This is a genomic window from Bradyrhizobium sp. HKCCYLRH3073 (assembly GCF_051167995.1).
In the GTDB taxonomy this organism is placed as follows: domain Bacteria; phylum Pseudomonadota; class Alphaproteobacteria; order Rhizobiales; family Xanthobacteraceae; genus Bradyrhizobium.
The window spans coordinates 584,377-603,850 of the sequence record NZ_JBNPUD010000004.1 but is presented as its reverse complement, the minus strand read 5'-3'; the positions used below and the strand labels follow the sequence as shown (position 1 = coordinate 603,850).

Genomic DNA, 19,474 nt, shown 5'->3' with positions numbered 1-19,474 from the left:
CAGCGAAAGCAACACGCCATGTCCAAGGGACTGATCGACCTGATCTCGATCCTCGATCTCGAGCCGATCGAGGTGAACCTGTTCCGCGGCAACAGCCCGAAGACCAGCTGGCAGCGCGTGTTCGGCGGCCAGGTGATCGGCCAGGCGATGATGGCGGCGTGCCGCACCGTCGAGGGCCGGCTGCCGCATTCGCTGCACTGCTATTTCATCCTGCCGGGCGACCCGCAGGTGCCGATCATCTACCAGGTGGAGCGCCTCCGCGACGGCAAGAGCTACGCGACGCGCCGCGTCACCGCGATCCAGCACGGCAACGCTATCTTCTCCATCATGGTCTCGTTCCACAGCGACGAGGAGAGCGCGTTCAACCATCAGGACAGGATGCCGGACGTGCCGCCGCCGGAGAAGCTGACGGCCGAGGAGATCTCCAAGCAGCCGATGTTCCAGGAGGTCTTCCAGCGGATGCCGGACTTCATCCGCCGCTATTACGAATCCGATCGTCCGATCGAATTGCGCCCGGTCGAGCTCAGCCGCTATTTCGGCCAGAAGATCGACGACGGGCGCATCCATGTCTGGATCAGGACGGCGGCGAAGCTGCCCGATGATCCGGCGCTGCACATGTGCGCGCTAGCCTATGCGTCGGACTTCTCGCTGCTTGACGCCGTGATGGCGCGCTACGGCCGCACGCTGTTCGACAAGCGCATGATGCCGGCCTCGCTGGATCATGCGATGTGGTTTCACCGCCCGTTCCGCGCCGACGAATGGTTGCTCTATGCGCAGGATTCGCCGAGCGCGCAGGGCGGCCGCGGGCTCACCCGCGGCTCGATCTTCAAGCCCGACGGCACGCTGGTCGCCTCCGTCGCGCAGGAGGGATCGATCCGCGAGCGCCGGGCCTAGCCGCATCACATCGGCTGCGCGGTGCGCGGCACGACCGCGAATTGCGACACGTACCAGGCGCTGTACCAGCGCAGCAGCCACGGGATCGGAATGATCACCGAGCTGCCGAGCACGAACGCGAAGGTGCGCCACAGCACCTGCAGGCCCGAGCCGGTGAACACGACCTCGCGCCGCGTCCCCTGGATGTTGCGGCACACCCAGCGCATCCAGGCGGTCAGCACCCAGGCCCAGCCGATGACGGTGATGCCCGACACGATCATCAGCAGGTACCAGCCGGCATAGACGACGGGGCTACCTTCGAAATGGATCGGCAACCGCTCGCCATTCGAGGCGAGGTTGCTCAGCAGCCAGCGCAGCACCATCCAGCCCAGGAACGCCGGGGCAACCAGCGAGATGAGGTTGAGGATCGGCCGGTCGCTGAGGCTGACATAGGCCAGCACGCCCATCGCGACGAAGACGTACCAGATGTCGAGCGGCTGACCGGTGAAGGTGAGGTTCGGCCGGCCGGGCACCCTCATCCGCTCGATCACGTAGCGGTAGAGATAGACAGCGGTCCAGGGCGTGATGACGATCAGGAACTGGCCGACGACATATAGCAGCGTCCAGCCGAGATAGGACCAGATGTCGAGCTTGACCGAGAGCGCGCCGCCCGACGCGGCGGTGCCGGCGTCGAACGCGGGCGGCGTGGCCGGCGACATGCTCGGCACGCCCGACATCAGGCCGGGAATGCGCCCGGCCTTCTCCCAGCCGGCCATGCCGTCGCTCCACAGCAGCGTCTCGGCGGTCACGACGCCCCGGGCGATCAGGTCGCGCAGTTCGTCTTCCGAAATGGGACCCTGTTGCTGGCCTTGCGCCGCGTAATACCAGGAACGATTCGACATGGGATGTCCTTGAATAGAGGATGGCAGGAACACGTCTTCAGTCTGTCGGGCGATGTCGCGTTCCGTTCAGTGATATCCGTCACTCCTTGACGTTTTCGCTTAACGCTGCGCTGATTTTGTGCCATTTGCCTAGGAACAGGCCAAAACGGCCGTCCCAAGCCTGCCTCCGAAACAGGCTGCTTCGCTCCGAGGAAACCAAGGCCCGCCCATGAAGCTCGTCGTCGCGATCATCAAACCCTTCAAGCTCGACGAGGTGCGCCAGGCCCTCACCGCGATCGGCGTCCACGGCATGACCGTGACCGAGGTCAAGGGCTACGGCCGCCAGAAGGGCCACACTGAGATCTACCGGGGCGCCGAATATATCGTGAACTTCCTGCCCAAGCTGCGCATCGAGATCGCGGTCAACTCCGAGATGGCCGACAAGGCGGTCGAGGTGATCACCACGCATGCGCGCACCGGCCAGATCGGCGACGGCAAGATCTTCGTGACGCCGATCGATCATGCCCGCCGCATCCGCACCGGCGAGACCGACACCGACGCTCTGTAAACCGTTCAAGCAGCCGCGACGGCTGCACGCCCGCCGCAACGGCGCGGCGGAGCGAACATTCTCAAACTGATCCGACATGCCGGGGGGACTGTCATGGGGACCTGCGCGTCTCGTTGCCTGCGCGCGCCTGCTGCTTTGGCTGCGGCGGCCGCGATCATCTTCGTTACACCCGCACGGGCGGCAGCGCCGTCCACGATCGATCCGGCCGACACCGCCTGGATGATCGTCGCCACCGCGCTGGTGCTGATGATGACCATTCCCGGTCTGGCGCTGTTCTACTCGGGCATGGTGCGCAAGAAGAACGTGCTGGCGACCATGGCGCAGAGCCTCGCGGCGGTGATGCTGATCTCGATCCTGTGGGTCGCGTTCGGCTATTCGCTGGCGTTCGTCGGCGACGGCACCTGGATCGGCTCGCTCGACCGCGCGTTCCTCGCCGGCATGGGCATGGACAGCGTCCATCCTGGCGCCAAGACCATCCCCGAGTCGCTGTTCATGCTGTACCAGATGACGTTTGCGATCATCACGGTGGCGCTGGTGGCGGGCTCGGTCGCCGACCGCATGCGATTCTCGGCCTATCTGCTGTTCAGCATCGCCTGGTTCATCTTCGTCTATGTCCCGCTGGCGCATTGGATCTGGGGCGGCGGCTTCCTTGCGCAGGCCGGCGTGGTCGATTTCGCCGGCGGCCTCGTCGTGCATCTCTCCGCCGGCACTGCCGGGCTGGTCGCCGCGCTGGTGATGGGACGGCGCCAGGGCTATGGCAGCGAGAACCTCTCGCCGTTCGACCTGTCGCTCGCGGTGGTCGGCACCGGCCTGCTCTGGGTCGGCTGGTTCGGCTTCAATGGCGGCTCGGCGCTTGGGGCCAATGCACATGCGGTGATGGCGATCCTGACCACGCATCTCGCCGCCTGCGCCGGCGCCGTCACCTGGGGCGCGCTGGAATGGTCGACCCGGCGCAAGCCCTCGGTGCTCGGCATGATCTCCGGCGCGGTCGCCGGCCTCGGCACCATCACGCCCGCGTCCGGCTTCGTCGCGCCGTGGCACGGCCTGGTGATCGGCGCGCTCGCCGGTATCATCTGCTACTGGGCCTGCACCTCGCTGAAGCACCGCTTCAACTATGACGATTCGCTCGACGTGTTCGGCGTCCACGGCATCGGCGGCCTGACCGGGACCCTGCTGGCCGGCGTGTTCGCGACGGCCGCGATCGGCGGCACCACCGGGCTGATCGAGGGCAACCCAAAGCAGCTTGCGGCCCAGCTCTACGGCGTCGCCGTCACACTGGTGTGGTCGGGCGGCGTGACCTGGGGTCTCCTGAAGCTAGTCAGCGCCTTCGTGCCGCTGCGGGTGTCGCGCGAGCACGAGCTGGAAGGGCTCGACATCTCCCAGCACGGCGAGGCGCTGCAATAGCTGCAGCAAACGGCGCCAATTGACCTGTTCGGCGTCGCGGGATTCTGCCCGCGCCGTGGGCAGCATTGTGTCTTGAGCCTGACATGCGCAACTTTTGCGCATGCCTGCCCATTCCTTGAGCGCGGCGGAATGGCGCAGCCCCTGATGCCCCCCCTGAGGGCTGAAAAGGTCAGGATTCACCGCTCGTTAGCCCTGACCAGCCGTCTGGCACGGCATTTGATTCTATCGCCCCCGGCTGTGCCCGCGTCGTGAAGATTTTCTCCGCGTGGTGAACCTCAGTCGACAGGAAGCGCTCGGTAATGTCCGTACCGGGCCCAAGCGGGGATTGGACCCATGAAAATTGTTATGGCGATCATTAAGCCATTCAAGCTCGAAGAAGTCCGGGACGCCCTGACCGCCATCGGCGTTCATGGTCTCACGGTGACGGAAGTGAAGGGGTACGGCCGTCAGAAAGGTCATACGGAAATCTACCGCGGCGCTGAATATGCGGTGAGCTTCCTGCCCAAGATCAAGATCGAGGTCGCGATCCCCTCCGACCAGGTCGACAAGACCATCGATGCCATCTCCTCGGCCGCCAAGACCGGCCAGATCGGCGACGGCAAGATCTTCGTCATCAGCCTCGACCACGCCGTGCGCATCCGCACCGGCGAAGCGGACGCTGCGGCCCTTTGATTTCGCGCTCAAACCAGAACACTTACGGAGTAGAATAAAATGACGTTCAAACGTCCAACCAGCGCGGGATGGATCACGCTCGCCATCGCCGGGCTCTGCGTCGCAGGCCTCGCCGACGTGGCGTTCGCCGAGGACGCGCCGGCCGCCGCTGCCGCAGCCGCCCCCGTTCCCAACAAGGGCGACGTCGCCTGGATGCTCGTGTCCAGCGCCCTCGTGCTGATGATGTCCATCCCCGGCCTCGCGCTGTTCTATGGCGGTCTCGTCCGCACCAAGAACATGGCCTCGGTCCTCACCCAGGTGTTCGCGATCGTCGCCATGGTCGGCGTGATCTGGACGCTCTACGGCTACTCGATGGCCTTCACCGACGGCGGCAGCATGACCTCGTGGGTCGGCGGCTTCTCCAAGGCCTTCCTGCACGGCGTCGACGCCAACTCGACCGTTCCGACCTTCTCGAACGGCGTGGTGATCCCGGAGCTCGCCTACTTCGTGTTCCAGATGACCTTCGCGATGATCACCCCGGCCCTGATCGTCGGCGCCTTCGCCGAACGCATCAAGTTCTCGGCCGTGATGCTGTTCATCCTGCTCTGGGTGACCTTCATCTACTTCCCGATCGCGCACTGGGTCTGGTACATCGCCGCTCCCGATGACGTCGCTGCCGCTGCCAAGGCTCTCGCTGCCGCTGGCGACGCTGCTGCCAAGACGGCCGCCCAGGCCAAGCTCGACGAAGTCACCGGCGCGGTCGGCTGGCTCGCCGGCGCCGGCGCTCTCGACTTCGCAGGCGGCACGGTCGTTCACATCAACGCCGGCATCGCCGGCCTGGTGGGCGCGGTCCTGATCGGCAAGCGCACCGGCTACGGCAAGGAGCTGATGGCTCCGCACTCGCTGACCATGACCATGATCGGCGCCGCGCTGCTGTGGGTCGGCTGGTTCGGCTTCAATGCCGGCTCGAACCTGGAGTCGAACGGCGTCACCGCGCTGGCCTTCGTCAACACCATGGTCGCCACCGCCGGTGCGGCGCTGTCCTGGCTGCTGTGCGAATGGGCCGTCAAGGGCAAGCCCTCGCTGCTCGGCATCTGCTCGGGTGCGGTCGCCGGCCTCGTCGCCGTCACGCCGGCCTCCGGCTTCGCCGGCCCGATCGGCGCGCTGGTGCTCGGCCTGATCGTCTCCCCGATCTGCCTGTTCTTCGTCTCCACCGTGAAGAACGCGCTGGGTTATGACGACGCCCTCGACGTGTTCGGCGTGCACTGCATCGGCGGCATCGTCGGCGCTCTCGCCACCGGCATCCTGGTCAACCCGGCGCTGGGCGGCGTCGGCATCACCGACTACACCAACATCACCGGCAACAACGCCGGCACCTACGACTTCGCCACGCAGATGCTGGCGCAGATCAAGGCTGTCGTCGCCACGCTGGTGTGGTCGGGTGTCGGCTCGGCGATCCTCTACAAGGTCGTCGACGTGATCATCGGCCTGCGCCCGACCGTCGAGCAGGAGCGCGAGGGTCTGGACATCACCGACCACGGCGAGCGCGCCTACAACTACTGAGTTCTCCCGGGACTTGGTCGTAAGCGACCAGGTCCGCAACTTCGGTTCGGGCAAATACCCGGCAATGCCCTGACCGTTGAGGGGCTCCAGCGCAAGCTGGGGCCCCTTTCTTTTTTGGCCTTTCGACTGGGCTTGTCTTTTGTCCGAGATGGGCAGCCGCAGCGCTGCGGACAGGTCGTAGAGGCCGATCGCGTGCCACACCGCCGGTGTCGTCCCCGCGAACGCGGACCCATACCGCGTGATCTTTGTAAGGGGCAGGCGGCAGGTACCACAGGTCTGGCCGAACACACCCGGCCCTCCCTGCGCAACGATTTTAACGGCTGCTTCGCGTTCTCCCTGGTACGCCGGGCTGTCTGGCCACCATCACGAGCGCGACACGCCAGGGCATCGCCACCCGCTTGATATCAGCGTCGGGATATCAGGACCGCGCGACTTGACCGTGCGTGCATCGATCGTTCGTCCGCGCAACTAAGTCACGCTGCGTTGACCCACGCCCGTCGCATCCCACTGCCAACGATCCGTGACGGTCGCGAAACGCCCCTCATGCGGCAGCAGGGCGCGCGGAAATGTGATTTGCCCGACGTTGCAAGGGGAAATGCTGCGGCAAACTAAAACGACGGGCAGTTTGCCCATGGCAGGCTTGCGGTCACGTCCATCCCGCTCGGCTTTACGGTGAGCCCGGCCATCCCCGTCCTTGTTTGCTCAAAAGGAAGACGTGGATGCCCGGGACAAGCCCGGGCATGACGGAGTAGTTAGTTCGCGATCACCGCGCCCTGATGACGGGCGTGACGCCGAATAGCACGTCCGCCGTTGCTCTGGCCGATGGGCGCTGCGAGCAATGCAAGCCGATGGACGGCTCATGCACCTTCGAACTTGAACGACACGTTGAGCTTGGCCCGATAGGCTTCCACTTTCCCCTTCGCGTCGAGCTGCATGTCCAGCTTGACGACTTCCGCGACGCGGAGGTCTCGGAGTGTTTTCGCCGCCTGTTCGACCGCATTCGCGGCCGCCTTTTCCCAGGATTCACCGCTGGTACCGATCAGCTCGATGACTTTGTAGACGCTGTCAGACATGTCGTTCTCCTGTTCGGTATGAAGCAGGAAGCAGGAGCTTCCTGCCACAACCGAGCGTAGCATCACGACATCAACACGGGAAGCGCTCGGCAGAGTATTGATCCCGAAGTTCACCCAGCCTTTCAGGGCAGGATTTCCTATTCTCAGATGCGATCGCGGCCCTCTACGCCGGGAACTTCTCGACTGACGACCTGAGGGCCATGGGCAGGCGCTCGGCGAAGAGATCGCAACCAGATGGTCGACGAGCCGCGCAAGAAAGGTCTGGATCTCTGAGCCGCGCCAGGGCCGGGCGCTGCTGAGCCGGCATCTTACGCCGTTCGATCGGTTATACTCCGCCCAACTTGCAGATGTGCTTCCATTCCTCCGGCGTCACCGGCTGCACCGACAGGCGCGACTGCTTGACCAGGGCCATCTCACTGAGCGTCGTGTCGGTCTTGATCGCGGCGAGCGTCACCGGGGTCTTGAACGCCTTGTGCGCCTTGATGTCGACGCAGACGAATTTGCCGGTCTTGTCGGTCGGGTCGGGATAGGCTTCCTTGATGATCTCGGCGATGCCGACGATCTCCTTCCCCTCGTTGGAATGATAGTAGAAGGCGAGGTCGCCCTTCTTCATCGCCACCAGGTTCTGCCGCGCCGTGTAGTTGCGCACGCCGGTCCAGGCCTCCCCCTTCGCGCCCTTCTCCACCTGCTGGTCCCACGACCATACCGAGGGTTCGGATTTCACCAGCCAGTAGTTCATGATGCAGTTCTCTTTTCTCTTTCCATTCATCGTGGCCGGGCAAAAGTGCGAAGCACGTCTGTTGTCAAAGGCCCCGGCCATCCACGTCTCACCGCCAGCTCTATTATCTTAGACGTGGATGCCCGCGACAAGCGCGGGCATGACGGCGGAGGTGGCTGCGCGACCGGTAGCGCCGCGCCTACACCGCTCACTCCTCCGCCTTGAACGGGCGCAGCATCAGCGCCTCGATCGCAGCGTCGATCGTGACGCTGCCGGCGAGAATGGCGGCCACGGCCAGCGCGACCGGCATCTCGACGCCGCGCGAGGTGGCGAGCTCGACCAGCACGGGCGCGGTGTATTGTCCCTCGGCGAGCTTGCCCGCCGGCAGCGGCTCGCCGCGGCCGAGCGCGAGGCCGGCGGCGAAGTTGCGCGACTGCGGGCCGGCGCAGGTGAGGATGAGGTCGCCGAGGCCGGACAGGCCGGTCAAGGTCTCGCTGCGCGCGCCATAGGCGCGGCCGAGCCGGACCAGCTCGGCGAAACCGCGCGTGGTCAGCGCCGCCAGGGCCGAGGCGCCGAGCTGCCGTCCGGCGACGATGCCGGCGGCGATCGCCAGCACGTTCTTGGCGGCGCCGCCGATCTCGACGCCGCGCACGTCGGTCGCGTGATAGGGCCGGAAGGTCGGCGAGCCCAGTGCCTGCACCAGCGCCGCCGCAAGCGGCTCGTCGCGGGCGGCGAGCGTCACCGCCGTGGGCAGGCCGCGCGCGACATCGTCGGCGAAGCTCGGGCCGGACAGGATGGCGGGGATCGCATTCGGCGCCGCCTCGGCGATGACCTCGGTCATGAATTTGTGGGTGCCGTGCTCGATGCCCTTGGCGCAGGCGATGAGCGGTGTGCCAGGCCGAAGCAGCGGCGCGAGGTGCATGACCGCGCCGCGCAGGTGCTGCGCGGGAACGACGATGAGAACGGCGTCGGCGCGGGCGGCCCGGGCGAGATCGGCGGTGACGGCGATGCTGTCGGCGAGCGGAATGCCGGGCAGGCGCGGATTCTCGCGCGCGCTGGCGATGCGCGCGGCGTGGTCGGCATCGCGGGCGTACAGCGTGACGTCACGGCCGGCGCGTGCCGCGACGGCGGCGAGCGCGGTGCCCCACGCCCCGGCGCCGATGATGCTGATGGTTTGGAAACTGATCATGCGCGGCAACCGCCGCTGCGCTCCCTCTCCCCTTGTGGGGGAGGGCTGGGGAGGGGGGTGCCACGGGCGAGAGCGTTCGTGGGGCTACGCCCACCCCCGACCCCTCCCCGCCTAGCGAAGCTCCGCTTCGCGCGGGGGTAGAGGGGCGCACCGAGTTTGACGCGCCAGCTTGCGCTATGGCGTACAAGAGAACGAGCCAATGGATGGCGGGTGCTCGGCGCAGCCAGCAACTCTGCCACGGTCAAAACCCCGCGCGCGTATTCGCGAACTTGCCCGGCACGCTGGCATTGGCATCCAGCAGCCAGCGGGCGCGCGGGGCGGCGTCCATGCCGTCGACCATGCCGAGCGCGAGCCGCTCCAGTCCGGCCCAGGCAATCATCGCACCGTTGTCGGTACACAGCGCCGGCGGCGGCATGATCAGGCGGGTGCCGCCGGCTTGCGCGACATCGTCGAGCGCGCCGCGGATCGCCTGGTTGGCGGCGACGCCGCCGGCGGCGACCAGCGCGGTTGGCGCACCGAAGCGCTGCTTGAACAGATCGAGGCCGACGCGCAGACGGTCGGCGGTCGACTCCAGCACCGCCGCCTGGAAGCTGGCGCAGAGGTCGGCGACATCCTGGTCGGTGATGCTCTCCAGTCGGCCGATCTCGTTGCGCACCGCGGTCTTCAATCCCGACAGCGAGAAATTCGCATCGCTGCGGCCTAGCATCGGACGCGGAAACGCAAAGCGCTGACCGTCGCCGTTGCGCGCGGCCTGCTCGACTTCAGGTCCGCCGGGATAGGGCAGGCCCAGCATCTTCGCGACCTTGTCGAACGCCTCGCCCATGGCGTCGTCGACGGTGGTGCCGAGCCTGATGTAGTCGCCGACGCCGGCGACCGCGACGATCTGGGTATGGCCGCCGGAGGCCAGGAACAGGCAATAGGGGAAGTCGATTGCATCGGTGAGGCGCGGCGTCAGCGCATGCGCCTCGAGATGGTTGACCGCGATCAGCGGGGTATTGTGGACGAGAGCAATCGCCTTGGCGGTGGTGAGGCCGACGATGACGCCGCCGATCAGTCCTGGGCCGGCCGCCGCGGCGACGCCACCGAGCGCGGCATAGTCGATGCCGGCTTCGCGCATCGCTGCGTCGATGAGATGGTCGAGCATGTCGACATGGGCGCGCGCCGCGATCTCGGGAACCACGCCGCCATAGATGGCGTGCTCGTCGGTCTGCGAGCGCACGACATTGGACAGGATCTGCCCCTTGCCATCCGAATCACGCGCCACCACGGCGGCGGCGGTCTCGTCGCAGGTGGTTTCGATGCCCAGCACGAGCGTTTGCGATTCGTTACCCAATCTCAACCCTTTTGGTCATTATGAGTGCGCAGAACCGCCTAACACCACGAGGTCGCCAGGTGCAATCACCCGTCCGTTGCAGCCCGGCCGATCCGTATTCGACGGGAGCATAGCACATGGCCGTGCTGGTGACCCGTCCCGCCCCCGACAATGAACGCACCGCCGCGGCTTTGCGCGCGCGCGGCTTCGACGTGCTGCTGGCGCCGATGCTGCGCTTCGAGCCGGTCGCGCTGCCGCCTGACGCCGGCCGCGACGCCGCCGGACTGATCGTGACGTCATCGAACGCGCTGCGCGCGGCCGCGCCGCAGCTCGGAGTGTCCGCCTTGCTGCGCCTGCCGCTGTTCGCGGTCGGCGACCAGACCGCGGCGGCCGCACGCGACGCCGGCTTCACGCAGGTGATCTCGGCCGCGGGCGATGCGACGGCGTTGCGCGACCTGATCGCCAATGGCGGCGTCGTCGACGCCGGGGCCACCCTGCTCTATCTTGCGGGCGCCGACATCTCGCGCGATCTCGCCTCCGAGCTCGCCGCGCGCGGCTACGACGTGGTCACGCAGACCGTCTACCAGATGGCACAGGTGACCAGCCTGCCACGCGAGGTCTGCGACGCGTTCGCGGCAAACGCGATTCGTGCGGTGCTGCATTATTCGCGGCGGAGCGCGGCGGCGTTCGTGGCGGCGATCCGGGCCGACGGCGTCGAAATCTCGGCGCTGGCGGTGCCGCATGCCTGCCTGTCGGCCAATGTCGCCGAGGTTCTTCGAGAGGCTGGCGCGACCCAGGTCACAATCGCGGCGCATCCGGATGAAAACGACATGCTGGAGGGCCTGACCCGTGCGCTACGGTCGTGAATGGCGTAAGAGGGCCTGCTCAATCTTGCCTCAGCCAGGGAACTTCCACCATGGTCGATGAACCCGACACCGCTGCACCGGCCTCCGACACCGGGCGGCCGAAACGGCCACCGCCGACCATCGACCTGGAGCCGACCTCGCGCGAGGAGCGCCCGTCGGCCAGCGAGAGCGCGGCCGAGCGGCCGACTGCCTCGCCATGGTCCGCGCCGGCCGAAGCCTTGGCCGAGGGGTCGTCGGGCGCGGCGAGCCAGTCGCATCCGCATGCCGCCGGTGACACCGAACCGGAATCTGCTGCCAGCGAGACGCCCGAGGAGACCGTCGCCGCGGCCGAGCCGCCGCGCGCCGACCTTCCTCCGCCCCCGCCACCCCGCCCGGTCTCACCCTGGATCATCGCGCCATTCTCCGGCGCGGCCGCGGCCGCGCTGGTGATCGGCGTCGGCTGGATGCTGGGCTGGCCGCAGGTCGTACCGCCGTCGGCCGTCTCACCGCAGGCCGCGGCGGTCGAGGCGCTCGCCACCCGCGTCGCCGGGCTGGAGCAGCGCATCGGCAAGCCGGATGGCGCCGTGACCGGCCGGCTTGAGGCCGCCGACAAGGCGATTGCAGCGCTGCGCAACGATATCGCCGGCCTGCGCGCGCAGGCTGACAAGACGGTGGCCGCGCTCAACGACGTCAGGGCGCAGCCGCGCGACGGCGCCGCGCCGGCGCCCGCACCCGAGCCGGTCGATCTCTCCGGCCTGACCGCCCGCATCGATGCGCTGGAGCAGGCGAGCAAGAGCCAGAGCGCGGCGCTGGCGCAGGAGAGCCGCAAGATCACCGAGGCCGCGGCTGCCAAGCCCACCGACGACGCGCCGCTGCGCCGTGTGGTCGCCGCGACCCTGCTCGACGTCGCCGTGCGTCACGGCGATCCCTACGGGCCGGCGCTGTCGACGGCGAAGTCGCTGGCGCCCGATCCGGCCGCGCTGAAGCCGCTGGAGGTCTTCGCCACCAGCGGCGTGCCGAGCCCCGCGGCGCTGAGCCGCGAGCTGCTCACCATCGTGCCGAAGCTCTCGCCGCCGGCACCGGAGAGCACCACGGGAACCTCGATCCTCAGCAAGCTCTCGGCCGGCGCCTCGAGCCTGGTCAAGGTCGAGCGCACCGACGGCGCCGGCACCGATCGCGGCGCGGTGGTGGCGCGGATCACCGCGGCGGCGCTGCGCAACGATTTCGCCGAGGCGCGCCGCGAGCTGAAGGGTCTCTCGCCGGAGGATCGCGCCCCCGCCAATGACTGGCTCGCACGTGCCGACGCCCGCGACGCCGCGCTGGCCGCCGCCCGTAAATTCGCCGACGACGCGATGACCGCGCTCGCCAAACCCGCGCAATAGGACGCCCAAGGACGCACATGTTCCGGATCGTCATTTTCCTCATCCTGGTCGGGCTCGCCGCGGCGGGCTCGGCCTGGGTCGCTGAGCAGACCGGCGACGTCGTCTTGAATTGGGGTCCGTGGCGGATCGCCATGACCTTGCCGGTGTTCGTGCTTGCGCTCGGCCTGACCATCGCCGCCTGCGTGCTGGTCTGGAACCTGTTCAGCGCGCTGCTGCGGGCGCCCGGCCGGATCCGCAAGGCGCATCGCGCCCGCCGGCATCAGCGCGGCCGGCACGCCATCACCCACGGCCTGCTCGCGATCGGCCATGGCGATTCGACCGCGGCGCGCCAGCACGCCGACACCGCCAGGCGGCTCGCCGGCGACGATCCGCTGACGCTTCTCCTGCACGCCCAGGCGGCGCAGCTCGAAGGCGACCGCGACGGCGCCCGGCGCGCCTTCCGCGCCATGGCCGAACGCCACGATACCCGCCTGCTCGGCCTGCGCGGCCTGTTCATCGAGGCGCAGCGCGCCGATGACGCCTACGCCGCCGTCATGATCGCCGACGAGGCGCTCAAGCTGGCGCCCAACGCCACCTGGGCCTCGCATGCCGTGCTCGGCTTCCGTTGCGCCGAGGCCGACTGGGACGGTGCGCTGGCGATCCTCGACAGCAACTACACCGCCGGGATGATCGACAAGCCGACCTACCGCCGCCAGCGCGGCGTGCTGCTGACGGCGCGCGCGCTGGCGCTGGAGACTGCGGATCGCGACCTGTCGCGCACGAGCGCGATGGAGGCGGTGAAGCTGGCGCCCACCCTGGTGCCGGCCGCGGTGCTGGCGGCGAAGTTCGAGAGCGAGGCGCACCAGGTGCGGCGCGCGATGAAGATCATCGAGGCGGCCTGGGCCGCCGGCCCGCATCCGGAGCTTGCCGACGCCTACGCCCATGTGCGGCTCGGCGATTCCGCAACCCAGCGGCTGGCGCGGGTGGAGAACCTCGCCGCGCGCACGCCCGGCCATGTCGAGGGCGCGCTGGCCGTGGCGCGCGCGGCGATCGACGCCGCCGAGTACGGCCGCGCCCGCGCGGCGCTGGCGCCGTTCACCGACGATCCGACCCAGCGCGTGGCGATGCTGATGGCCGAGCTGGAGCGCACCGAGCATGGCGATGCCGGCAAGGCGCGGGAATGGGCGCTGCGCGCGGTGCGCGCCCGCCACGACCCGGCCTGGACCGCGGACGGCTATGTCAGCGACCGCTGGCAGCCGATCTCGCCGGTCACCGGCCGGCTCGACGCCTTCCAGTGGCAGACGCCGGTGGCGAGCCTGCCCTCGGAGCGCAGCAGCGTCATCGAAAGCTCGGCCTTCGCCGAGGCCGTGCTGGCCCCGCCGGCCCGTCCGGCCGCCGCCGAAGCCGTGATCGAACCGCCAAGCGAACCCGCGAGCGAGCCGGTGGTCATCACGCCGGCCGTGCAGGACAACGAGCCGCCTCGCCCGGCGGCGGCCGCCGAGCCCGAACAGGCCGAAAAGCCGGTCGAGGAGGCCGTGGACAAGCCTGTCGACAAGCCGGTGGATATCCCTGTGGACACGGCTGAGGACGGCAAGCTGATCGAAGCCACCGCGGTCGCCGTTGAGCCGGCGCCGCCGTTGCAGGCCGCGGGCCCTGCCGAGACCGAAGCCGAGCCGGACACGGAGGCCGAGCCGGACGCGGTGGCCGCCAAACCGGCCGAGACCGCGGCGACCGCACCGACGCCGCTGTTCCGCACCCGCAACGATCTCGCCCGACCGGCCGAGACGCCCGTCCAGGCGATCGTCCCGATCATGCGGCCGCCGGACGATCCCGGCGTCGACGACGACGACCAGCCCCGCGACGAGTTCGCCGAGCAGATCGCGCCCAAGGCGCAGGCCGGCGGCTGGCGCGGGTTCTGGTCGCGGTTCGGCGGCTGAGGGCCCAGGCCCTCCCGCTGTTCCCGGCCACACCGGTTCGATTCCAGGCCGCGGCGGCGCGCGTTGTCCTTGCCAACGGGCCGTCCGCCCGATATCAGGAGCACGTTCGCGTCGTCCGTCCCCGTGCCGGGCGCTCGCCGCTATGGTTCGCCGCAATAGCTCAGCTGGTAGAGCACGTCATTCGTAATGACGGGGTCGGGGGTTCGAGTCCCTCTTGCGGCACCAGTATTTTCAAGCACTTATCTCTCATCAGACATTTCGGCGGCAGTTCCGAGGTACGGCACAGGTACGGCCTCGCCGACGGACTAATCTCTCCCTAACTAAATTGGACGTGGAGATAATTATCCCCTTCACGCGAATCACAATACGCGTAAAGTGTCGCTTGATTTGGGACGTTGTGTCCTAAAGACAAACGGCCCGCCGGATTTCTCCAACGAGCCGTTTGCTGGTCCCGGTAGGTTCTCTACCTGGATCGCCAGTGAGGGGGCGGGGCCGACCAACCGGGAAGTTCGTCCGGCCCTGCTCCTCACAATGCGACTCAATCGGAACTGAGTCGCGCCCGGACTCTCAGGCGAATCATTCGATTCCGCAAGGGACAGTTGGCTCATTTCCCATATTTCGGAGGTGGGCGCTCAAAATCTCGGGTCACCAGCGGCGTGACGCCACGAGCGACTATATCTCCTTGAAGACTTGAAAAGCCGTCGCGCCCAAGTTGTTCAAGATAAGCCCCATCTGGAGAAGCGGGCCAATTGCCCGAAATCGAGATTGATCCCTTAGTCGTGCCATCGAGGCTTGGGATCACGATTATCCGTGAAGCGCGCGATCTGTTCGGGATTTTGGCTATGCGTATTCAACAGACAGACTGATCTTGAGACCCTCCATGCTCGCTCCAAGCTGTTTCAACGGTAGCTCGACGATCCGCCGCCCAGCTTTCGGCCGTTGGAGGCCAGCGCCTTCCCAGGCTCCCAAATGGAGCGAGTCCGGGCCGACGATTGTGGCCCCCTGGTAGTGGACGATTAGGACCGATCAGCGCTCCTAAAATGGACAGCTGTTAGGAGAGGCGACCTTGGCTTTCAGGAACTGCTCCCTAGATGATACATCTGGGGGTGTCGGACGCAGGGAGGCGAGTTATGTCCAAAGATGGACCGCCTATTAGCGGCGGGTATCGCTACGGTGAAGTGGAGGCGCTCCGCACGGGTTTGCCTACTAGCGCGATGGCAACGCGCCGCAAGCCTACCGTGGACGAACTAGAAGCACGAAAGACGCTAGTAAAGTTCGCGGCGTACCCGGAAAGAACGAAGTCTATCGGTAAGCCGCTTCCGACAACGGTTGGCGTCAGCAAGCGTCGGGCCGAATCCCTTCGAAGAATCGAAGAATTGAGACAAAAAGAACTTGCTGATATGACAGTGACCCTATTTCAAGATGGCGATCTGAAGATCAAATGGGTCTATGGAGGAGCTCACAAGAATCGCCTTGTTGAAGAAGATTCGGCAGGAATTTCCCGAATCTCAATAACATATGGGAACAAAGATCGCGCGCTCTACGCTTGGTTTCATGACCGCGTAAGATGGTGCAAGTAAACCGGGCGTTCTGCCTCGCCGCTTGCTGACCAGTAGTTAATCGAACGGCTAAGCGCCGCGGCTCTCAAAATCCCCGAAAAATGTATCGTAATGCGCTCGCGAATTTCGCGCATTTGCGCGAAGGAGTATGGGGGCCAATCGGCGCCGACGATTTTTGGTCCGCGCCCAGCCGTCTTGTGCCTGAGCGTACAGCGAAGGAGGACGACCGAGATGACCCTTAAGCTTGGCGGAGCGCGGATCGCGGTTATATGGGGAAACTGTCGTCACGAAATTGTCCTCAGCCCCCGTAACTGGTCTGCGGTCAAACGGGGCGGCAAGCTCAAGATTAGATCACGGGGGTTCTCAGAAGAGGGCCCCCAGTGGGAATATTGGAGCTTTGCTGGGGGCCTCAATGGCGCTCTCTTGGTGGAGTATGGCGAAGCGGGAGTGGGCTTTGATGGTGATCTGCATGACGCGACAATCGAGGAGCCCTAGTGATCACCGGGATCCGGGTACTGTGGTCTTTGCTATCTAGGCTCCGACTGCTCTGGCCAACTCGCCAACTAGCTCGTCGCTGCTATGCCAATAGTCGTCCAGCCAACTGATCGCATCCGGCAGTGTTTGCTTGGTGAAAGATATTGAGTCGTTGTAGCAGACGAGAGCCCCTCCTATTATTATTCCGTCCTCAACCCCGATCACTCTCTTTCCATCGATTTCATCTGGAGGCTCTTCCGGCACGCCTTCGTCGTCCGACGTCTGCTCCCCCAAAGATTCGTACTGACAAATCTCAAGCAGCGCCCTCTCGTTGTCCGGTTTGCTTAGCCGGAGGTATTCGGTCCAGTTGCTGACCATTGTTGATTGCTCTCTGGAGTCCAGGATCTTCGGGTACTCTGTATTCATAAAGTGGTCCCCCTTGGATTTGGGCCGCTATAGACGCTGCGCGAAACAGACCTTTCAAGACTGAACTTGCGGCCGAAACTTTACATGATTGGTCGATCGCTTTGCGCCACTCGATTTTCGCAATTTTTCGCGCGGAGCACTATAGGGCCGATCCACGTCGCGCAATTTTGGCCCCCGCCCCCCGGCCGCAGTCGCTCTGGAATCGAGAGGCGCGCCGTTGGCGACTGTTCGCAAATGAATTATTATCCGAACAGTCCTGATCACGGTGGCACGAATTCCTTGGCAGAATCACAGCTGAGGCTGGTGAGGCCGGCCGCCCAAAGCCGAACAGTCCGACCGCAGCGGCAGACCAATGCCGAGTTGCGCAGCCGCGAGTACCTGATCGACGCGGAGCCGCCGCAGCGCCTGTAATTCATCGCCACGGATCGGATGCGTGCTCGGTGACCCCTTCTTGCCCCTGCGGACCGCCAAGGTCGCGGCTTCGAAGTCCACTTGGTCCCAACGAAGGTCGACCAATTCGGAGGCCCGTAGGCCGTGACGGTAGGCCACGAGGATCATAGTCGCATTCCAATGTCCCCACCGGTTGCCCCTCGCTGCTTGGGTGAGCTTGGCCACCTTCAGCGAGAGCAGGACCCAAAGTCGCCCCCCGTATTCACCACCGACTCGTTTTGATAGACCGTTCGGAGGAACTCCAGCGGGCTTACGTCAGCCATTTTCCAATCTCTTGATCAAACTTTTCCACTTGAACGCGCATGCGTGCGCCTTGTTGCACTTCGTCGCAATAGCCGCCCAACGTCATTCGTAATGACGGGGTCGGGGGTTCGAGTCCTTTCTGCGGGACCGGCCTATCCCTCCTTCCCCGTCTCTCCTGTCCTGCCCCCCCTCCACGCGCTACGCGCCATTTGCCGGTTAAGAATTGCTTAACCCAAATCGCGCCAACGTCCGGCGCGAGCGGCGGGATGAATGCCCGCACTGGCGGCTGGCGGCGATCCGGACGGGCACGTCCGTCGCGTTCGAATCCCGCAGGTGCCGGTTGCGCTCGGGCGTACGCCAGCGGCAGGTCCGGTGGCGATCAGTATCCAGCGGTCATGGTGGGACGTCTCTCGCGAGGGCACGGCGCCTGCGCGCGTGACGATTCGACCGGCACTGGCGATGCACCGGCTGCCGGCTACGGCGCCGGACCAACGGCCGAAGACGCAACGCGAGACAAAGGCGAACCCGCGACATGAGCACCACTGCCCTCGACAGCCACACGCAGTTTCAATCGATCGTCGGCCAGATCCGGACGCTCGCCTACAAATATATCGAGGACAAGGACTTCGTCAGCGCGCAGCTCGCGTTCCAGAAGCTGCTCGAGCTCGACCCCAAGGACATCAACGCGCGCTTCATCTATGCGCAGCTGATCGACGACGGCTCGCACAAGAAGCGGGCCGAGGCGCGCGACATGATGCTGGCGATCCTCGACGAGAACCCCGAGATCTTCGAGCAGGCCACCGAAGGCAATCTGCACCTGATCCGCAGCGCCGCCGTGCGCTGCAGCCATGTCGGCCCGTTCACGCGCTCGATGGAGCTGTTCCGCAAGCTCGCGGCAGCCTCCAACGAGGCCGCCGACTATTTCTCGCTCAGCGAGATCCTGACTCAGAACAATGAGTTCGAAGAGGCGGTCGCGGCGCTCGAGAAGGCGATCAAGCTCAACCCCGCCTACGACAACCCGCTCAACCGCGAGACACTGGATCTGGCGCGCACGAACGCCAAGAAGGGCAACAAGGCCAAGGAAGCCAAGGGCCGCGCCAAGGTCGGCCGCTACCCGGAGACCAAGGACTTCCTCGGCGACCTGCAGACGCTGATCACCAGCCACATCGCCGTCAACCTCGCCGCCGCGCCCAAATTCCTCGACAAGAGCACGCGCTTCTTCACCATGGGCTCGTGCTTCGCGCGCAACCTCTCCAAGAGCCTCAACGACAGCGGCTACAACAGCCACCACATGGAGATCTCGGAGTACATCAACACGACCTTCGCCAACCGCGTGTTCGTCGACTGGCTGCGCGGCGCCAAGATCGATCCGGAGATCCGCGAGCGCATCGTCGAGCTGCTGCCGCCGGGATCGAGCCCGGAGAATACGCTGGCGGTCATCAAGCAGGCCGACGTGTTCATCCTGACGCTCGGCGTCGCCGCGGCCTTCTTCGACCGCGAGACCGGCGCCTTCGTGCTGCCGCGGCCGACCGCGCTGAACTCGCGGGCGCTGGCGGAGAAGTACAAGTTCCGCACCGCCAGCGTGCAGGAGAACGTCGACAACGTCCTCTACCTGATCGAGTTCATCCGCAGCATCCGGCCGGACATCAAGGTGATCGTCACCGTGTCGCCGGTGCCGCTCCTGACCTCGTTCGAATATGAATCGGTGGTGCAGGCCGACTGCCTGTCGAAGAGCACGATGCGGCTGGTCGCGCACGAGGTCGTCAACAATTCGAACCTCGCGGACATCTGGTACTGGCCGTCGTTCGAGGTGTTCCGCTGGGCCGGCTCGAACGCGTCGAGCTTCTTCGCCGCCGACGACGGCGCCGCCTGGCACGTCTCGGAGGACAAGGTGTCCGCGACCGTCCGCGCCTTCGTGCAGACCTTCTCGCCGGCCTGAGCGCTGGT

17 protein-coding genes and 2 tRNA genes are annotated in these 19,474 nt (G+C 66.1%); 12 read left to right on the top strand and 7 right to left on the bottom strand.

Translation table 11 applies throughout. The features are described from left to right. The first annotated feature begins 18 nt into the window (after nucleotides 1-18). Entirely contained in the window at nucleotides 19-894 is an 876-nt protein-coding gene (gene tesB, locus ACQR1X_RS13775) for an acyl-CoA thioesterase II (protein WP_315800779.1), read from the top strand. Nucleotides 895-899: 5 nt separating this feature from the next. On the opposite strand, the gene ACQR1X_RS13770 is transcribed toward tesB, so the two are convergent. Next, entirely contained in the window at nucleotides 900-1,775 is an 876-nt protein-coding gene (locus tag ACQR1X_RS13770) for a DUF4339 domain-containing protein (RefSeq protein WP_434899014.1), read from the bottom strand. Nucleotides 1,776-1,983: 208 nt separating this feature from the next. Here ACQR1X_RS13770 and ACQR1X_RS13765 point away from each other — a divergent pair, with 208 nt between their 5' ends. From ACQR1X_RS13765 to ACQR1X_RS13750, 4 genes are all read left to right on the top strand, one after another. Continuing rightward, nucleotides 1,984-2,322 carry a P-II family nitrogen regulator gene (locus ACQR1X_RS13765; RefSeq protein WP_315800781.1) on the top strand — a complete coding sequence of 113 codons (339 nt, stop codon included), beginning with the start codon at nucleotides 1,984-1,986 and terminating at the stop codon, nucleotides 2,320-2,322. A gap of 93 nt (nucleotides 2,323-2,415) precedes the next feature. Beyond that, entirely contained in the window at nucleotides 2,416-3,726 is a 1,311-nt protein-coding gene (locus tag ACQR1X_RS13760) for an ammonium transporter (protein WP_315800782.1), read from the top strand. A gap of 333 nt (nucleotides 3,727-4,059) precedes the next feature. Further along, nucleotides 4,060-4,398, top strand: coding sequence for a P-II family nitrogen regulator (locus ACQR1X_RS13755; RefSeq protein ID WP_006611147.1), 339 nt, complete (start codon nucleotides 4,060-4,062; stop codon nucleotides 4,396-4,398). A gap of 39 nt (nucleotides 4,399-4,437) precedes the next feature. Then, nucleotides 4,438-5,940 carry an ammonium transporter gene (locus ACQR1X_RS13750; RefSeq protein WP_315800783.1) on the top strand — a complete coding sequence of 501 codons (1,503 nt, stop codon included), beginning with the start codon at nucleotides 4,438-4,440 and terminating at the stop codon, nucleotides 5,938-5,940. Between the two features lie 857 nt (nucleotides 5,941-6,797). Here ACQR1X_RS13750 and ACQR1X_RS13745 read toward each other — a convergent pair. The 4 genes from ACQR1X_RS13745 to tsaD form a co-directional block, all read right to left on the bottom strand. After that, nucleotides 6,798-7,013 carry a dodecin family protein gene (locus tag ACQR1X_RS13745; protein WP_315800784.1) on the bottom strand — a complete coding sequence of 72 codons (216 nt, stop codon included), beginning with the start codon at nucleotides 7,011-7,013 and terminating at the stop codon, nucleotides 6,798-6,800. 325 nt (nucleotides 7,014-7,338) lie between these two features. Further along, nucleotides 7,339-7,752 (bottom strand): EVE domain-containing protein, encoded by a 414-nt coding sequence (locus tag ACQR1X_RS13740; protein ID WP_316238568.1) that lies wholly within the window; start codon nucleotides 7,750-7,752, stop codon nucleotides 7,339-7,341. A 187-nt stretch (nucleotides 7,753-7,939) separates the two neighbouring features. Next, the gene (locus tag ACQR1X_RS13735) at nucleotides 7,940-8,920 is read right to left on the bottom strand and encodes an NAD(P)H-dependent glycerol-3-phosphate dehydrogenase (protein ID WP_316180229.1); all 981 of its coding nucleotides are present in this window, start codon (nucleotides 8,918-8,920) and stop codon (nucleotides 7,940-7,942) included. A gap of 241 nt (nucleotides 8,921-9,161) precedes the next feature. After that, complete coding sequence (gene tsaD / locus ACQR1X_RS13730; RefSeq protein WP_316180228.1) at nucleotides 9,162-10,229, bottom strand: tRNA (adenosine(37)-N6)-threonylcarbamoyltransferase complex transferase subunit TsaD; 1,068 nt, start codon at nucleotides 10,227-10,229, stop codon at nucleotides 9,162-9,164. Nucleotides 10,230-10,369: 140 nt separating this feature from the next. Between tsaD and ACQR1X_RS13725 the strand changes: the two genes are divergently transcribed. The 5 genes from ACQR1X_RS13725 (at nucleotide 10,370) to ACQR1X_RS13705 (ending at nucleotide 15,955) form a co-directional block, all read left to right on the top strand. Next, entirely contained in the window at nucleotides 10,370-11,098 is a 729-nt protein-coding gene (locus ACQR1X_RS13725) for a uroporphyrinogen-III synthase (RefSeq protein WP_434899013.1), read from the top strand. Between the two features lie 50 nt (nucleotides 11,099-11,148). Further along, nucleotides 11,149-12,459 (top strand): COG4223 family protein, encoded by a 1,311-nt coding sequence (locus ACQR1X_RS13720; RefSeq protein ID WP_434899012.1) that lies wholly within the window; start codon nucleotides 11,149-11,151, stop codon nucleotides 12,457-12,459. A gap of 17 nt (nucleotides 12,460-12,476) precedes the next feature. Then, nucleotides 12,477-14,375, top strand: coding sequence for a heme biosynthesis HemY N-terminal domain-containing protein (locus tag ACQR1X_RS13715; protein ID WP_434899011.1), 1,899 nt, complete (start codon nucleotides 12,477-12,479; stop codon nucleotides 14,373-14,375). Nucleotides 14,376-14,524: 149 nt separating this feature from the next. After that, nucleotides 14,525-14,600, top strand: a tRNA-Thr gene (locus ACQR1X_RS13710). Between the two features lie 905 nt (nucleotides 14,601-15,505). Continuing rightward, complete coding sequence (locus ACQR1X_RS13705; protein ID WP_434899010.1) at nucleotides 15,506-15,955, top strand: hypothetical protein; 450 nt, start codon at nucleotides 15,506-15,508, stop codon at nucleotides 15,953-15,955. Between the two features lie 510 nt (nucleotides 15,956-16,465). On the opposite strand, the gene ACQR1X_RS13700 is transcribed toward ACQR1X_RS13705, so the two are convergent. Both ACQR1X_RS13700 and ACQR1X_RS13695 read right to left on the bottom strand, forming a co-directional pair. Continuing rightward, entirely contained in the window at nucleotides 16,466-16,834 is a 369-nt protein-coding gene (locus ACQR1X_RS13700) for a hypothetical protein (protein ID WP_434899009.1), read from the bottom strand. Nucleotides 16,835-17,122: 288 nt separating this feature from the next. Next, complete coding sequence (locus ACQR1X_RS13695; protein WP_434899008.1) at nucleotides 17,123-17,449, bottom strand: tyrosine-type recombinase/integrase; 327 nt, start codon at nucleotides 17,447-17,449, stop codon at nucleotides 17,123-17,125. 160 nt (nucleotides 17,450-17,609) lie between these two features. On the opposite strand from ACQR1X_RS13695, the gene ACQR1X_RS13690 reads away from it, so the two are divergent. Beyond that, nucleotides 17,610-17,674, top strand: a tRNA-Ser gene (locus tag ACQR1X_RS13690). 385 nt (nucleotides 17,675-18,059) lie between these two features. After that, nucleotides 18,060-19,466 (top strand): GSCFA domain-containing protein, encoded by a 1,407-nt coding sequence (locus ACQR1X_RS13685; protein WP_434848416.1) that lies wholly within the window; start codon nucleotides 18,060-18,062, stop codon nucleotides 19,464-19,466. The last annotated feature ends 8 nt before the right edge of the window (nucleotides 19,467-19,474 follow it).

Bases quoted from the DNA above. Each gene is read 5' to 3' on its own strand.
- ACQR1X_RS13760 (WP_315800782.1), top strand. From the start codon at position 2,416: ATGGGGACCTGCGCGTCTCGTTGCCTGCGCGCGCCTGCTGCTTTGGCT.
- ACQR1X_RS13745 (WP_315800784.1), bottom strand. From the start codon at position 7,013: ATGTCTGACAGCGTCTACAAAGTCATCGAGCTGATCGGTACCAGCGGT.
- ACQR1X_RS13720 (WP_434899012.1), top strand. From the start codon at position 11,149: ATGGTCGATGAACCCGACACCGCTGCACCGGCCTCCGACACCGGGCGG.
- ACQR1X_RS13715 (WP_434899011.1), top strand. From the start codon at position 12,477: ATGTTCCGGATCGTCATTTTCCTCATCCTGGTCGGGCTCGCCGCGGCG.
- ACQR1X_RS13705 (WP_434899010.1), top strand. From the start codon at position 15,506: ATGTCCAAAGATGGACCGCCTATTAGCGGCGGGTATCGCTACGGTGAA.
- ACQR1X_RS13685 (WP_434848416.1), top strand. From the start codon at position 18,060: ATGAGCACCACTGCCCTCGACAGCCACACGCAGTTTCAATCGATCGTC.
- ACQR1X_RS13750 (WP_315800783.1), top strand. From the start codon at position 4,438: ATGACGTTCAAACGTCCAACCAGCGCGGGATGGATCACGCTCGCCATC.
- ACQR1X_RS13735 (WP_316180229.1), bottom strand. From the start codon at position 8,920: ATGATCAGTTTCCAAACCATCAGCATCATCGGCGCCGGGGCGTGGGGC.
- ACQR1X_RS13765 (WP_315800781.1), top strand. From the start codon at position 1,984: ATGAAGCTCGTCGTCGCGATCATCAAACCCTTCAAGCTCGACGAGGTG.
- ACQR1X_RS13755 (WP_006611147.1), top strand. From the start codon at position 4,060: ATGAAAATTGTTATGGCGATCATTAAGCCATTCAAGCTCGAAGAAGTC.
- tesB (WP_315800779.1), top strand. From the start codon at position 19: ATGTCCAAGGGACTGATCGACCTGATCTCGATCCTCGATCTCGAGCCG.
- ACQR1X_RS13740 (WP_316238568.1), bottom strand. From the start codon at position 7,752: ATGAACTACTGGCTGGTGAAATCCGAACCCTCGGTATGGTCGTGGGAC.
- ACQR1X_RS13700 (WP_434899009.1), bottom strand. From the start codon at position 16,834: ATGAATACAGAGTACCCGAAGATCCTGGACTCCAGAGAGCAATCAACA.
- ACQR1X_RS13770 (WP_434899014.1), bottom strand. From the start codon at position 1,775: ATGTCGAATCGTTCCTGGTATTACGCGGCGCAAGGCCAGCAACAGGGT.
- ACQR1X_RS13725 (WP_434899013.1), top strand. From the start codon at position 10,370: ATGGCCGTGCTGGTGACCCGTCCCGCCCCCGACAATGAACGCACCGCC.